Origin of the sequence: Nonomuraea sp. NPDC049695 (genome assembly GCF_040674955.1) — a bacterium.
Classification (GTDB): domain Bacteria; phylum Actinomycetota; class Actinomycetes; order Streptosporangiales; family Streptosporangiaceae; genus Nonomuraea; species Nonomuraea helvata.
This window is the reverse complement of sequence record NZ_JBFANV010000024.1, coordinates 111,560-126,893: the sequence shown is the minus strand read 5'-3', so window position 1 is coordinate 126,893 and position 15,334 is coordinate 111,560. Positions and strand designations below refer to the sequence as shown.

At 70.1% G+C, this 15,334-nt stretch carries 7 protein-coding genes; 4 read left to right on the top strand and 3 right to left on the bottom strand.

The genetic code is table 11. The annotated features are described in order from the left end of the window. Nucleotides 1-367, top strand: a 367-nt coding sequence (locus AB0J64_RS22330; protein ID WP_364029596.1) for a transposase, incomplete at its 5' end; no start/stop codon positions are given. A gap of 242 nt (nt 368-609) precedes the next feature. Further along, complete coding sequence (locus AB0J64_RS22325) at nt 610-1,125, top strand: GNAT family N-acetyltransferase (protein ID WP_364029594.1); 516 nt, start codon at nt 610-612, stop codon at nt 1,123-1,125. Nucleotides 1,126-1,161: 36 nt separating this feature from the next. Here the strand turns inward: AB0J64_RS22325 and fusA are convergent, their stop codons facing one another. Further along, entirely contained in the window at nt 1,162-3,189 is a 2,028-nt protein-coding gene (gene fusA, locus AB0J64_RS22320) for an elongation factor G (protein WP_364029592.1), read from the bottom strand. Between the two features lie 384 nt (nt 3,190-3,573). Here fusA and AB0J64_RS22315 point away from each other — a divergent pair, with 384 nt between their 5' ends. Both AB0J64_RS22315 and AB0J64_RS22310 read left to right on the top strand, forming a co-directional pair. Further along, nucleotides 3,574-4,290, top strand: coding sequence for a GNAT family N-acyltransferase (locus AB0J64_RS22315; protein WP_364029590.1), 717 nt, complete (start codon nt 3,574-3,576; stop codon nt 4,288-4,290). After that, nucleotides 4,287-5,288: a lysophospholipid acyltransferase family protein gene (locus AB0J64_RS22310; RefSeq protein WP_364029588.1), complete on the top strand. Its 1,002-nt coding sequence runs from the start codon at nt 4,287-4,289 to the stop codon at nt 5,286-5,288. The genes AB0J64_RS22315 and AB0J64_RS22310 overlap by 4 nt, the downstream gene beginning before the upstream one ends. 339 nt (nt 5,289-5,627) lie before the next feature. Here AB0J64_RS22310 and AB0J64_RS22305 read toward each other — a convergent pair whose 3' ends face one another. Beyond that, entirely contained in the window at nt 5,628-12,620 is a 6,993-nt protein-coding gene (locus AB0J64_RS22305; RefSeq protein WP_364029587.1) for a polymorphic toxin-type HINT domain-containing protein, read from the bottom strand. Nucleotides 12,621-12,671: 51 nt separating this feature from the next. After that, complete coding sequence (locus tag AB0J64_RS22300; RefSeq protein ID WP_364029606.1) at nt 12,672-15,254, bottom strand: LamG-like jellyroll fold domain-containing protein; 2,583 nt, start codon at nt 15,252-15,254, stop codon at nt 12,672-12,674. Nucleotides 15,255-15,334: the final 80 nt, after the last annotated feature.

Sequence of the window (15,334 nt, the reverse complement as noted above, 5' to 3'; positions counted from 1 at the left end):
CGATCATGACGCGCTCGCGGTGGAAGACTTCAAACCGAAGTTCCTGGCCAAGTCGACCATGGCGCGCAAGGCCGCCGACGCGGCCATCGGCGCCACCAAGCGCGCCCTCATCGAGATGGGCCGCAAGCACGGCCGGGACGTCCGGCTCGTGCACCCGGCGCACACCACCACCGAATGCGCACCGTGCGGAGCGAGAACCAAGCACGCACTACCTCTTCACGAACGTACCTACACCTGCACCGCATGCGGAACATCCCGGCCCCGGGACAAGAACTCCGCCCAGGTGATGCTGATCCGGGCTGGTCTGAACCCGGCTGGTGCCGATCGCGTAAGACCCGACAGTCCGCAGGACCGTCAGGCAGCGTGAGCCAGGAATTTCCCGACCTCAGACGGGGGAGCAGTCAATATTCCGCACCGCCGCGCGGCGATCCCGCGCAGGGGTCGAGCTCGACGGGTACGTCGCCGTGACCGACCGCTCCGTCCAGGCGGCCGCCACCGCGCTCGACGGCTCTGGGGTCTACGGTGCGACGCCGTACGACTCCGGACAACCTGCTACGATCTAGAGACTGCTTCAGCCTTCCGGCCGCCCCGGCCCGGGAGGCTTTTTTTATGCCCATTGACAACCCCGTAATCGACTTCTCCGTGCGGCCCGCGACCGGCGCCGACTACGCCACTGTGGAACGCCTCTGGCTGATGTTCCGCCACGACATGTCGGAGTTCCAGGGGGGACTGCCCCATCCCGACGGCACGTTCAGGAGCGAACGGCTCCACTCCGCCTTCCACGACGCCGGCTGGGCGCCGTACCTGATCATGACCGGCGACCACCCCGCCGGGCTGGCGTTCGTCCGCGGGCTGGATGGTCCGGCACGGGTGCTGAACAGCTTCTTCGTGGTACGCGGCGCGCGCCGGAGCGGGATCGGGTTGCGCGCCATCAAGGAGATCGTCGCCCGCCACCCGGGAAGCTGGGAGATCGCCTTCCAGGACGCCAACGAGGGCGCCGTGGCCTTCTGGCGGCGCGTGGCCACAGAGATCGCCGGAGATGACTGGACCGAGGAGCGCCGCCCCGTGCCGAACCTGCCCAACGATCCGCCGGACGTCTGGATCTCCTTCAAGACGCTCCCCTGAGCGGAACGGCCCCGCCCGCGCGGGCGGGGCCGTCCTCTACCGTGCCGGGGCGTAACCGGCGGGCCTGGTGGTGAACGTGCCGCGGCCCTGCGTACGGCTGCGCAGGCGGGTCGCGTACCCGAACACCTCCGCCAGCGGGACCACGGCGGTGATCACCACCGTGCCGGCCCGCGCCGACGAACCCGAGATCCGGCCGCGCCGGGCCGCCAGGTCGCCCAGCACGCCGCCGGCCGCGTCGTCGGGCACGGTGACCGTGACCTCCACCACCGGCTCGAGCAGCTCCATCGCGCAGGCCCGCAGCGCCTCGCGCAGCGCGAGCCGCCCGGCCGTGCGGAACGCCAGGTCCGACGAGTCCTTCGGATGGGTGGCCCCGTCGGTCAGCGTGACCCGCAGGCCGGTCACCGGGTGACCGCCGAGCGGCCCGTCGGCCAGGGCGTCCCGGCAGCCGGCCTCGACCGCCCGCACGTACTCGCGCGGCACCCGGCCGCCGACCACGGTCGAGCGGAACTCGAACCCACCGTCCAGCGGCTCGACATCCAGCACGACGTGGGCGAACTGCCCCGCCCCGCCGTCCTGCTTGACATGCCGGTACAGCAGCCCGGACACGCCGCGCGTCACCGTCTCCCGCAGCGCCACCTGCGGGCGGCCCACGGCGACGTCCAGCCCGTGGTCGCGCCGGAGCTTCTCCGCCGCGACCTCCAGGTGCAGCTCGCCCATCCCGGACAGCAGCGTCTGCCCGGTCTCGGCGTCCGTACGGACCGCCAGCGACGGATCCTCCTCGGCCAGCCGCGCCAGCGCCGAGGCCAGCCGGTCGGCGTCCACGCTCCGGCGGGCCTCGATCGCCACGGACACCACCGGCTCCGTCGCGCTCGGCGGCTCGAGGACCAGCGGCGCCTCGGGCGCGCACAGGGTGGTCCCGGTGCGGGCCGACTTCAGCCCGACCACCGCGACGATGTCGCCGGCCACCGCCCGGTCCACCTCGGTGTGCCGGTCGGCCTGCACCCGCAGGATACGGCTGACGCGTTCGGTGCGGCCCGTGCCGGTGTCCAGCACCACGTCCCCCTTCCGCATCGTTCCCGCGTAGACCCGCAGGTACGTCAGCCGCCCGGTGGCGGTCGAGCTGACCTTGAACGCCAGCGCGGCCAGCGGCGCCTCCGGGTCGGCGGCCCGCTCCGCGCCGTCCACGCCGCGCACCGCCGGCACGTCCAGCGGCGACGGCAGGTACGCCACCACGGCGTCGAGCAGCGGCTCGATCCCGCGGTTGCGGTACGCCGACCCGCACAGCACCACCAGGCCCGCACCGCTCGCGGTCAGGTCGCGCAGCGCGGCGGCCAGCGTCCGGTCGGAGATCGACGGCAGCGCGCAGAACTCCTCCAGCGCCTCCGCGTGCAGCTCGGCCACCGACTCCTCGAGCAGCCTGCGCCGCCGCCGCGCCTCGTCCAGCAGGTCCTCCGGCACCGGTACGTCCTGGCACGCGTCGCCCTCCCAGACGAGCGCGCGCATCCTGACCAGGTCGACGACGCCGGCGAACCGGTCCTCCTGCCCGATCGGCAGCTGCACCACCAGCGGGGCCTGGTGCAGCCGGCGGCGGATCGACTCGACCGCGGTGTCCAGGTCAGCGCCGGCCCGGTCCAGCTTGTTGACGAACGCGACGCGCGGCACGCCGTACCGGTCGGCCCGGCGCCACACCGACTCGCTCTGCGGTTCGACGCCCGCGACGGCGTCGAACACCGCGATCGCGCCGTCGAGCACCCGCAGCGAACGCTCCACCTCGTCGGAGAAGTCGACGTGCCCGGGGGTGTCGATCAGGTTGACGCGGTGCCCGTCCCAGACGCAGCTCACCGCGGCGGCGAAGATCGTGATGCCGCGGTCGCGTTCCTGGGAGTCGAAGTCGGTGACGGTCGTGCCGTCGTGCACTTCGCCGCGCTTGTACGTGGCGCCGGCGAGGTACAGCATCCGCTCGGTGACGGTGGTCTTGCCGGCGTCGACGTGGGCGAGGATGCCGAGATTGCGTACGACGGCCAGCTGGTTGGCCTGTTCTTGTTTCGAGAGGTGAGCACGCACAGCCCATGACCTTTCGGTCCGGAGAAGAAAGGGGACAGCGCGATTACCCGGACGAGACAGCCTCGGGTGGCGGGGTCAGCTGCTCGTCAGGGCGTCGTCCAGTGGCGGCCGCGCAGCCGGCACCGGGGCGACGGAGACACCAGGATCACCTCGTAGCGCGACGGGGGGACGGCGGCAGCGGTGCTGTGGCGCACGGCCGTTCTCCTCTCCCTCGTCGGTGATCACTGGCGAGTGTAGTGAGGGGTGTGCGGGCGAAGAAAGCGATTTGTTTCGGGCGCGGGCGAGGTTCACCACGCGGTCGCCTGACTGCCCCCGATGAGAGACACAGCCGTCATTTCGGCATGTCGACATAGGCGCGAGACGCTTTCATGGAAGGACGCGCCCATGACGATCACTCTGGACACCGGGCGGTACACGGTCGGCATGGCCACCAGCGCCGCCGACGTGCAGGCCGCGCAGCGACTCCGCCACGAGGTCTTCGCCGGGGAGATGGGGGCGCGGCTCGACAGCCCGGTCTCCGGCCTCGACGTGGACCGGTTCGACGCCTACTGCGACCACCTCCTCGTACGCGACGGCAGCGAAGTCGTCGGCACCTACCGGCTGCTTCCCCCGGGGCGTACCGACCGGCTCTACTCCGACGGCGAGTTCGACCTGACCAACCTCGCGCCGCTCAGGAAGGGCCTGGTGGAGGCGGGCCGCACCTGCGTACACCCCGACCACCGGGGCGGCGCGGTGGTCGCGCTGATGTGGGCGGGCATCGCCCGGTACATGCTCTCCGGCGGTCACCAGTGGCTGGCCGGCTGCTGCTCGGTGCCGCTCGACGACGGGGGCACGCTGGCCGCCGCCGTGGTGGAGCGGGTCCCGCTCGGGCCGGAGGAGCACCGGGTCACGCCGCGCACGCCCTGGCCGTCCCAGGGCGCGGCCCCTTCCGACCGTTTCGTGCCGCCCGCCCTTCTGCGCGGCTACCTGCGGCTGGGGTCGTGGGTGTGCGGGGCGCCCGCGCACGACCGGGACTTCGGCACCGCGGACTTCTTCGTGCTGCTCTCGATGGCCAACGTGAACATGCGCTACCTGCGGTACTTCCTCGGGGAGTCGCTGTGAGCGCTGTCGCGCCCGAGACACCGCTCTCACCTCACGCGTTGGTCCCGTCCAAGGCGTCGCTCTCACCTGAGGCGTCGGACGTCGCCGAGGCGCCGGATCCGTGGCGGCCGCTCAGCCCTTGCACCACGGCCGCGTGCGTGAGGGCCGCGGTTGCCGTCGCCGGGCCCATCCAGCTCGCGGCCCGGCTGGTCGTGACGTTCCTGGTGCTGCTCGCCGGGGTGCCGCTGTCCCTCGTAGGGCGAATGCGGGCGACGTGGCGGACGGAGCTCACGATGGCGTGGGCACGATTGCTCCTGCGCGCGCTCGGCGTCCGCCTCGAGGCAACGGCGTCGGAAAGTGGCACTGCTCCGGACGCGAGCGCGGCGTCGGACGGCGGGGCGAGGCCGGGTGGCGGTGCGGCATCGGGGACGGGCGTTCTGGTCGTGGCGAACCATGTGTCCTGGCTCGACCCGCTCGTCCTCGCGGCCACGGTGCCGTCGCGCCCGCTCGCCAAGCGTGAGATCGGCGAGTGGCCTTTCATCCGCACGCTGGCCGCCGGCGCGGGCGCGCTGTTCATCGACAGGGAGCGCCTGTCCGCGCTGCCGTCAGCCGTCGCCGCGGTCTCCGACGCCCTCGGGGCAGGCGACACCGTGGTCGCCTTCCCCGAGGGCACAACGTGGTGCGGTCGCGGGATGGGCCGGTTCCGCCCGGCCGTCTTCCAGGCGGCCGTGGACGCGGGCGCCCCGGTCCGCCCGGCCGTACTCCGCTACCGCGAGGGGACGGCGACCTCGACCCGCGCCTGCTACGTCGGGGACGACTCGCTGCTCGCCTCCATCGTCCGGGTGGCCGCGACCCGTGGCCTGACTGTGGAGGTCACGCTCTTCGATCCCGTACGGCCCGCCGCGTTCACGAGCCGATGGCCGGAGGCCCGCACGGCACTGGCGAAGATCGCGGAGAGCCGGGTGCGCGCCAACGTGCTCGAACCAAACGGTCATGACCAGTCCGGCTGTATGCGGTAATCGGTGACCGGCGACTGCAGGCCGTTCGATTCGAACAGGCCGTCGCTCTCCCTGGTGTCGATGAGATTTCTCTTTACGGTTCACCGATCGGCGGGGACGGCTTATTAAGCTTTGCCCGAATATGAGCCGCCTCGGCGCGCGCTGCTTTCGCTTCGGCAACAGCCTGCTCTCGATCGGCAGGGAAGATCAGGACTAGTGCTAACACATCCAGTGCTTCCGCTGTTTTCTCGCGCCACGCCGCAAAAGCTTCCGTGTCTCTCTCGCAAGGCGGCTTCTCCGAGCGCACCGCCCTCAACTTTCGGAGTGCGCTTCGCAATTCCGGAGGGATATCCACGCTGCTCACCCCCTTCCACCGATGAGGGGAAGGAACCTCTGACAGGCCGGGCATGGCCCGATCAGCGTACCGTGCTCTTCGAGAGGGTATGAGTTACCTCTTGCGCCGCCACCGATTCTTACCGATTGAAACGTAGCACCATCCAACGGGATATCAGCCTCTTCGAACAGAATCGCGCATCCCACTTCTCCGCAGCCGCCATGATGCCCAGACTCGGCAACCGCTCTTGCTACCTGTCCAGGCATCGTGCCAGTACGCGTATCCGCAGCATAGGCAAACCTAACATGCTGTCCGTCTGCGGAAGTAATCTTAGTAGCCACGTTGGGGCGGACCTTTGGATCCATACTCAGCGCCGCATCGGCAAAATCGAGCAGATCATCGTCGGCATCACCGCAGTTATGGACGAGTACCGGCGCGGTACCCGCTTCTACGTAGAACGTGTGGACGTCGGCGACGGTCAGGTCGTAGACCGTCGGGTGGTTCTGCCGCTTTGTGGTGCTGACGACCTGGACGGTGGCGCCGTCCGGGGCGCGGAGGTGGTCGGCGCTTGTCAGGTGGTCGGCGCGGACCCATTGGTGGTCCTCGCTGTCCCAGAACAGGTGGTGTTCGGTGGCGAGGATGACGCCGGTCTCGTCGCCCTTCTTGCCGTCGGTGTCGACGGTGATCTGGATGAGGTTGAGGTAGCCGACGCCCGAGAAGGCGGCGACGACGAGCTGCGGCGCGGTCTTACCCGTGTGAGGGTCTGTCGCCAGGACCTTCTCCCCGGCCTTGATCTTCTCGATGGCCTTGAACGTGCCGTCGGCGAGCTGGACCTTCGTGCCGGCGACGAAGCTGTTGAGACAGCCCCCGCGTGATCCGGACGACGCACGCGGGCGTCCGGCCTTGCTTCCGCCGGCTCTGGCCGCCGCGCTTTCCGCTTCGGCGGCGTCGTCGGCGGCGCCGCCCATCTTGCCCAGCGCGGATCTCGCCTTGCCGGCCGCCTTGGCCACGGCGCCGGTGACGGCCTTGCCGGCCGCTGTGCTCGCGACCTTGCCGAGTACCGCCGACGCGGCCTTGCCGAGGAAGCCTCCTGCCGCGCCGGTTACGGCTCCGACCGCCGCCGCGTGGAAGGCGCCGCCCAAACTCCACTGGTCGCGCGGGGTGGAGACCAGGTAGCCGGCGAGGTTGCCGGCGGCTCCGCCGGCCGCGGCGCAGCCGACGCTGCCCGCTCCGGCCGTCGCCGCCTCGCATCCGATCGTGACGACGATCGTGACGGTGACGTTGACGATGGTGGCCTTGTGCTGGTTCCAGAAGCGCTTGGCCTTGCAGCCGAAGTCCCAGGTGCCGCAGTGGCCGCCACCGCCGCCACCGCCGCCACTCGATCCGGATGAGGGTGAGTGGTGAGGAGCAGGCCGGCTGCCGTCGCTGCCGGCGCCGGGGTCTCTGCCGCCCTGGTGGCAGCGGCCGTAGGTGTCGCACCAAGGACCGTCCGGTTGCAGGCCCGAGGGGTCGGACTTGGTGACCGGGCTGTTGTCGGCGTAGGCGTAGCCGTTCCAGCTCTGCGGGTCGGTGGCGTCGAAGACCGGGTCGACGGAGATGAAGCGGCCGGTTTCGGCGTCGTACTCGCGGGCCCCGAGATGGGTCAGGGATGTCGCCTCGTCGATGGTGCCGCCGACGAAGCCCTTCTGGCCGGGCCAGTACGACGGCGGTGAGCCGCGGAGCTGGCCGAATGGGGTGAAGTAGCGGCGTAACGGTGCCTGGGTGTCGTCGTCGCTGACCGAGGCGTCGGTGGTGCCGTGGTTGTCGGAGGCGAGCCAGGTGACGCCCTTGTTGGTGCGGGCGGCGACGATCTGACCGCCGTGGGAGTAGTAGCGGGTCGCGGTCTTGGCGCCGGTCTTGGTGTCGAGCCGGACCTCCATCCCGGCGACGTACAGCGTCGTGGACGTGGGATCGCGGCGGATCAGCCGGTCGCCGTTGGCGTCGTAGAGGAAGGTGCTGACGCCGGACGGGTCGGTGGACTTGGCGAGGTGCCCCTCGAGGTCCCACTCCAGCGCCCGGCCCGAGCCGCGCTCGGTGGTGTTGCCGGCGGCGTCGTAGGTGTAGCTGTCGATCTGCCCGTCGCGGGTGCCGCCCTTGTACTCGACCGAGGACAGGGTGTGGGGCTGCGGCTTGCCGGCCCCGGCGTAGGTGTAGGTCTTGGTGACGTCACCGGACGCCTGGTGGTCGACCTCCTTGGTGCGGTTGCCGACGATGTCGTAGGCGAACGACTGCCAGTACGGCGCCGGCCCGCCGACGACGTTCTGCGAGGGGTCCGAGGCGCAGTCATCGGTGGCCGTCCATGCCTCGGTCAGGCGCTGCAGGTAGTCCTGGCGGAAGCACTGCACGTCGGGCGTCTGGCCGGACGGACTGTCGGCGATCTTGGTGATGTTGCCGGACTGGTCGTAGGTGTAGTTGGTGTCCGCGACCGAGATCGGCGACGTCTCACGCTCGTACAGGGAGCGGGTGAGCCGGCCGGTGCCCTCGTCGTAGAAGTTGGTCTCCTTCACCCGCTTGCCGCCGGTCGACATCATCATGTCGAGCAGCTGGCCGAGCTTGGAGTACGACGTGGACGTGACGTAGGTCGTCAGTCCCCGTGTGGTGGTGGGGTTGCCGAGCTCGTCGTAGCCGTAGAGGAGCGTCTCCTTCAGCAGGCCGCCGGCCGCGGGCAGCACGTTGCGGTGGACGGTGCCGTCGAGGTTGTAGTCGGTGCCGGTCTCGTAGGTGCCGGCCAGCGCCCCCTCGGCGGCGGGGATGGTCGTCTTGGTGCCGAGGGTCCGGTAGGCGTCGTCGAAGCCGGTGACCGCCGTGGTGTAGGCGTCCATCGCCCCGGTGGTGGCGTTCTTGACGTACCGGGTCGAGGCCGTCGGCTGGCCGTTCACGACGGTGCCGTCGGACAGCTTGTCGTAGGTCCACTCGGCGAGCTTGGTGCCGCCGGCCGAGGTGCCCTCGTACTCGGCGGTCTTGCGGCCGAGCGCGTCGTAGGTGAAGAAGATGCTCTTGCCGCGAGCGTCGGTCGTCGTCAGCAGCCGGTCGGTCTTGTCGTCGTAGGTGAGCTTCGCGGTGCCCTTGTCAGGGTCGTCGAGCTGGCTGAGCCGCCCACGCAGGTCGTAGTGGTACGTCCACGTGGTGCCCGCCGGGTCCTTGATCGTCGCCGGCTGGCCGGTCGGGGTGTAGGAGTAGGTGGTGGCGTCGTAGTCGCCGGTCGGGCCGTCACCCTTGTACTGCCGGAGCTCGACCAGCTGGCCGCGCGCGTTGGTGATCTTCGTGATGGGTGTGGAACCCACAGGGGGATCCACGCTGACGCGGTCGCCGCCGTAGGCCGTGGTGGTGCGCCACTGCTCGCTGCCGCGCTTGCGGAAGATCTGCGCGGTGGGCCACTCCATGCCGTTGTAGACCGTGACGTTCTGTCCGGGGACGTCGTCGTCGCTGGCCGGGGTCCACAGGGTGCTGCCGGGTGACCCTTCGGCGTAGTAGTCCGCGTTGGTCTTGTAGACCAGGCCACGCGTGTCGTACAGGGTGTCGTCCACCACCCGGCCGCCGCCCGGGGCGGGCTGCTGGGTCTGCCGGGCACGCAGCAGGCCGTCGTAGAGGGCATAGCCGGTGGTGTAGCTCACCCCGTCGTTGCGCAGGGTCGAGGTGGAGACCGTGGTCGGCCCGTCCGTGCGGATCTGGTAGCCGAACTTCATGTTCGGGGCGGACGGGTAGGTCGACTTGGCGTGGCCGGGCAGCCACACGCCGGTCAGCCGGCCGAGCGGGTCGTAGACGAGGTCCGTGCGCTTGTCGTTGACGTCGATGGTGGCGGTCGGGATGCCCCACGCCGGCTCGACCTCGGTCTTCGTGACGTGGCCCGCCGCGTTGGTGACCTCGGTGTGAGTGACAGGGCCGGTCGCCGGGGTGTATTTGGTGGTGGTCCTGCCGCCCGAGGCGTCGGTGACGACCTGCGGCCTGCCGTACACGTCGAAGGTGGTGGTCCCGACGGTGACGTACTGCGGTCCGCCGTTCCACGAGCCGAGCTTCTCGGTCTTGGTGACGTCGCCCCTGGTGGGCGCGGCGCCGTAGGCCTGGTTGTCGTAGTACTTGCGCACGTCGGAGGCCACGTCGGCCGGCCGGGCGGGCGTGACCGAGCAGGCCTTGGTGACCGTCTCGACGCGGGAGACGTACGAGATCATCCACTTGGCGGCGTTGCGGGCGTACTCGGTGCGGGTGCACTGGTCGTCGCTCGCGGTCGACTCGTCGCCGAGGTCGTTGACCTGGGTGGGCAGGCCGTCGGCGGTGTAGTCGGTGTCGGTCGTGGTGTAGCGCCAGCCGCCGGAGGCCAGCGCCGTGCGGGTGCGCACCTTGTCCACCTCGACCAGGTGCGCGGTGGTCGTGGCCCAGGAACGGACCCGCTTGGCGGTCTGCTTGGTCCAGTAGCCGGTGATGGTGCCGCTCATGGCGGCCCCGCCGGGCCCGTCGTAGTGGATCTCCTCGAGGACGCGTCCCTGCAGGGGCTCGGCGTCGGGCACCGGCGGGCCCTCGGAGGCGGTGACCTGGACATCCTTCGTCCCGCCGCCGGACTTCTCGTCGCCGTCCATGCCGCGGAAGTAGGTGTACTCCGACTGCGAGCGCTGCTCGGGGGCCTCGCCGTGGACGACCCGCACCTTGCCGTAGCCGCGCCACTGCGACCAGGTCTTGTACTTCTCCTTGGTCAGCCCGTCGTCGTCATCGTGGTGCCAGGCGCCGCCGCCGAGGTACTCGTAACTGGTCACCTCATCGGGTGCGCCGCCCGTGCGGTCGATGGCGCGCACCTGCGTGACCACGTACTTGTGGAACCAGTCGAGCTTGGGCGACGTGGCGCCCTCGGGCGACCAGTACTGCGGGTAACAGCGGCGGGTGTTGGAGTCCGGCTCGGGGGTGTCGCCGGCCTTGCAGTCCGGGTCGGAGTAGGCGATCGACAGGGAGCCGCCGGTCTCGTTGTCGATGGCGGAGATGCGCCACTTGGTGAGCGGCGGGCGTCCTTCGAGGGCGTCGACCCGGTTGGGCCGCTGGACGCCCGCGAAGTGGACGGATGGCAGCTCCGCCGTGCTGCCGACCTTGCCGTAGTGCTTGATGCCCTCGAGCCAGACCGTCGCGGCGGTGCCGTCGCCGGGGTCGCGCATCGTCTGCTGGAGCGTCCAGGTGTCGACGTCCCTGTACGTGCTGCCCGACTCCAGGACCTGGGTGGTCACGGCGGCGAGCCGCTTGCGCGTCCAGAAGGTCGGCGAGTACTTGTCGATGCACTTCTCGCCGGAGTCGCAGTTCTGGTCGTAGGGGACATCAGGCCAGTACTTCGCGTTGTCCTTGGTGAACTTGCTCTCAGCGCAGTCGAAGCTCGAGGTCGGGTCGCAGCGTTCCTTGGTGTCGAACACGACCCGCGCGGGCGCGGAGGAGGAGAAGATCGCCTCCGAGCGCTGGCCGTAGTCGATGCGCTTGAGGTAGCCGCCCCGGTCGTACACCGTCGGGGTGCCGTTCGGCACGCCGTCGGTCAGGGTGGTGACGTCGCGGCGGTAGTAGTTGGTCTCCTTGCCGTACCAGAACGTGCTGACCGTGCCGTGCGGGTCCACGACGTAGTCGAGGTTCCACCGCCAGGCCTGCTGGCACCAGGAGTCGGAGAAGGTGTCCTTGTGGCAGGGCTCGCCGGAGTCGTTGCCGAAGACCGGGACGGTCCACGTGGAGTTGGTCTCCGCCTTGCCGCTGCTCCAGCCGGGCAGGTGGTTCTGCCCGAAGTAGTACTGCGTGCCGTCGGGGGTGGTGATCCGCCAGTACTCGCCGTCGTTGTCGCCGTTGTCGGCGCCGGAGAGCTTCTCGACCTTGGTGCCGTCGTCGTCCTTGGGCTGCCACGTGCCGGTAGCGTCGTCCAGGACCAGCTCGGTGGCCTGGCCGTTGAGGGACATGGTGGCGTTGCTGTAGCGCCAGCACTGGTCGTTGCGCTTGGGCTTCACGTCGTCGTCGGCGCACTGCTTGTAGCGGCGCTCGATGAAGCCGGGCCAGTAGTCGAAGCCCTCGCCGATCCAGGAGGCCTGGTTGTTCGTGGCGACGGTGCGGCCGTCGACGCTGCCCGAGGAGTAGACGAAGCCGATGTTGGGGGTCGGCCCGCCGGGGGTCGGCGGCAGGCGCAGGGGGTACGACCAGGAGAACGCGCCGCTCTGGTTGCTCACGTTCCAGGTGGCCGAGGGCGACAGGGAGGTCGCCTCGTAGGTGCCCGTCGAGCCGGACGGCCCGGCCTCGGCCGCCAGGGTGGTCGCGCCGGCGGCGGCGAGGTCGATGTCGGCGGTCAGCCGGCCGGTCTTGACGTCGTTGGCGGTGGGCAACGGCGTACGAGTCTGGCATTGCGGCAGGTCGGGCGTGGTGGCCGCGCACGCCGGGAGCTGGACCAGGCGGAGGCGGGACGCCCAGTCGCCGCCGTAGGCGTACCGGAAGCCCGAATAGTCCACCTCGACCGCCGCGCGGCTCGCCGTGCCCTGGGGCGTCAGCTGGATGCCGAGCCCCGTGATGCGCGACCGGTCGGCCGTCCGGGCGTCAAGCACCCGGACCTGGACGTCCGGTACCACCGCCGCGGAGGACGGCTTCCCGGTCGGTTTCACCGTCGCGTTCCCGGAGGGGGTCGCCTGGTCCGAGGCGGACGACGGCGGGCCGACCCAGACGGGCAGGTCTCCCGCCTGTGCCTTCGGCGCTCGCCCCGCGACGGACCTGTCGCCGGTCTCGGCCGTACGCGCCACCGCCGTACCCGGCTGCGGCCAGGTCACGGCGGGGGCGCCCTTGAGGTCGAACTTCGCCCCCGGATCAGGCGGGGCGGGACGGGCCTTGCTCTTGTGGCCGGGCACAGGATGCTGCGCCTGAGCCTTGTGCCACGCCGGGTCGCCGGCGGCCTGCGCCTCCGGCAGCCGGACGGCCAGCGTGGCGGGCACCACGACCGCCAGCAGTCCGGCGACCCGAACCCAGCCTCGCCATGAAGCGAGCACGACTTACCTCCGGGATGAACGTCGGTGAAGGGGGGTGAGGGCGGGCCGTGGTCAGCCGTTCAGCGGCTGGCCGCCCATGGCGAGGTCGAGGATCTGACGGTCGGTGAGGGTCCCGGCGTAGGTCCGGACGTCGTCCACGTCGCCGGTGAAGTAGTCGACGACGTCGCCCTTGTACTTCGCGCGGCCGATCTCGAGCGGGCCGCCGGCGTGCCAGGCCGTCGCGAAGGGCCGCGTGTCGGAGAGCTGGCCGTTGACGTACAGCCGGAGCTCCTTGGCGACCTCGTCGTACACGCCGGCCAGGTGCGTCCAGCTGTTCAGCGACATGCAGTCGACCACGTCGACCGACTTGGTCTGCGTCATCACCTCGGTGCCGGCGTCCTCGCTCGGCGTGGCGAACGACCAGTGGTAGACCTTCTGCCCGTTGTCGAGGAACCAGCGGTAGCCGAGGTAGAAGCCGCTGAACTTGTCGCCGTCCTGGCTGACCATGGTCATGTTCTGGCCCGGCACGGCGCAGCTGTCGTCGCCCGTCAGGCGCACCCAGGCCGACACCGTGTAGCTGTGGTCGGTCCGCACCGGCGCCGAGGCGGTGGAGGCGTAGGCGGTGGTGCCGTTGAGGGTCAGGACGTTCGAGCCGTCGACGCCGTCGTCCGACCAGCCGGCGTTCCCCTTGAGGGTCGCGGTCCTGCCGTAACCGGAGGAGTCCGCCGCCGCGGTGCCCGTTCCCTCGTCGAACGTCCAGCGGCCGAACTGAGCCGGGGGCTGCTTCGCCATGGCGGCGATCTCGTTACCGAGCGCCGGGTCGTTCACGGTACGGGAGTCGTCGGACAGGATCCGGTCCCAGACCCTCACCTCGTCGATGTCACCGGCGAAGTTCTCCTGGAACGTCCCGTTCGCCTTGACGCGCCCGATCTGCAGCGGGCCGGTGGCGTCCCAGGGCGTGTAGGTGTAGGCGGCGGGGGTGGACTGGCGGATGCCGTTCACGTAGAGGCGGAGCTGCCTGGCCGGGGCGTCGTACACGCCGACCAGATGGGTCCAGACGCCGACCTGCGGCTCGGCGTCGCTGAAGGCCCGGGCGATCGCGGGGTTGTCCTTGTCGGCGTCGTACTTGTTGAAGATCCAGCGCTTGTAGCCCCAGGAGTAGTACAGCTGGAAGCCGGCACCCCTGTTCCCGATCTGGCTCACCACCGTGGAGTTCTTCGAGTTGTCCGTGAGGCGCACCCACGCGGAGACCGACATGCCCCTGTCGGTGTGCACCACGGGTTCGCTGGTGGCGCCGTAGCCGGTGGAGCCGTCGAGGTGCAGCGCGCCGTTCACCCGGCCGCCGCTCCAGGCGGTGGTGCCGGCGAGCGTCACCGGGTGCGGGTTCGCGGCCGTGTCGGCGGAGGTGGTGCCGGACGTCTCGTCCAGGTGCCACTGGCCGATCGCGTCCGTACCGGCCTTGACGTAGAAGGTGTAGACGGCAGGGGTCTTGCCGACGTTGCCCGCGTTGTCCACGGGATAGACGTACAGCGTGTTCAGCCAGTCGTGATGCGGCGCGACCTGCACGGTCACCGAGGTCTGCCCCGCGGGGACGCTCACCTGGGTCGCGGGCGTGGCGAGCTCAGGGCTGTCGAGCGCGTACCTGAACCTCGTCACATCGCTCTCGCCGTCACCGGGGGCGAAGGTGAACGCGCCGGCCGAGCCGACACCGCCCTTCCATTCGTCCGGCGTGCCTGCCGGATAGTCGGGCGAGGTGACCTTCGGGAGCTTCGCCGGGTCGACGGTGTCGACCGTGAACTCGCACCACGCGCTCCACGCGCTGGCGTCGGTGCCGTCGAAGGCCCGCACCCTGTAGGAGTAGGTCTGGCCGGTGACCAGGCCGGAGAGCTTGATCTCGTGGTCGGTCGCCGTGGTCGTGTACTTGTAGGCCGTCTTGCCGCCGCCGGGCAGTGCGGAGGTGACGTTCTCCCACGCGCTGGTGGCGGCGTTGTAGTGGTTCATCACGAACTCGGCGCGTACGCCGTCGTTCGCCTTGTCCGGGTCGTAGATCTTCGCCTTGAGCCTGATCGGATTCTCGGCGTCCCCGGCGTTCACGGACGGACGGCCGGCGCCCGTGACGCACGGCGTGCCCGGGTAGGTGCCGACTCCGGACGGCGCGGCGGGCGGGGTGTTGTAGTCGACCACGAGCTTCGGCGAGTTGCTGAAGCCCTTCCAGCCCCACACGCTTCCGGAATCGTCGTTGTAGTCCCGCAGCCCGAAGGTCGTGTTCGACCAGCCGCTCTTGGCGGCCTTGACGATCGCGCCGGTGACGTTGAACTCGATGCCCTTGTCGGGGCAGGAGGAGCTGTAGCCGGCGTCGGAGGCGACGCTGTCCAGGTGATCGGCCCAGGACGGCTGGTGGCTCCAGGTCGTGGACTTGGAGATCCCGCCGGTCAGCCAGAGCTGCGCCGCCTGCGGGTCGTCGGTGCAGCCCCACGACTTGTTCTGGGTTATCCGGAACGTGGCCTTCAGGATGTGCTTGCCGTTGACGTTGTCGGAGTCCATGCGGAAGAACGACCGCTTCACCCCGCCGCCGTAGTACCCGATCTCAGGGGTGTGGGTGGAGTCCCAGTACGACTCGGACGGATAGGACTTGTCGACGTACGTCCAGTGCAGCTTCGATCCTGACCACTGAGGGTCGATATAGACCGGATACGTGGTGTCGGGAGCGCTCAGCAGGTTACGGTCCGGCGTGA

Coding starts and splice junctions, on each gene's coding strand:
- AB0J64_RS22325 (WP_364029594.1), top strand. CDS start 610: ATGCCCATTGACAACCCCGTAATCGACTTCTCCGTGCGGCCCGCGACC.
- AB0J64_RS22315 (WP_364029590.1), top strand. CDS start 3,574: ATGACGATCACTCTGGACACCGGGCGGTACACGGTCGGCATGGCCACC.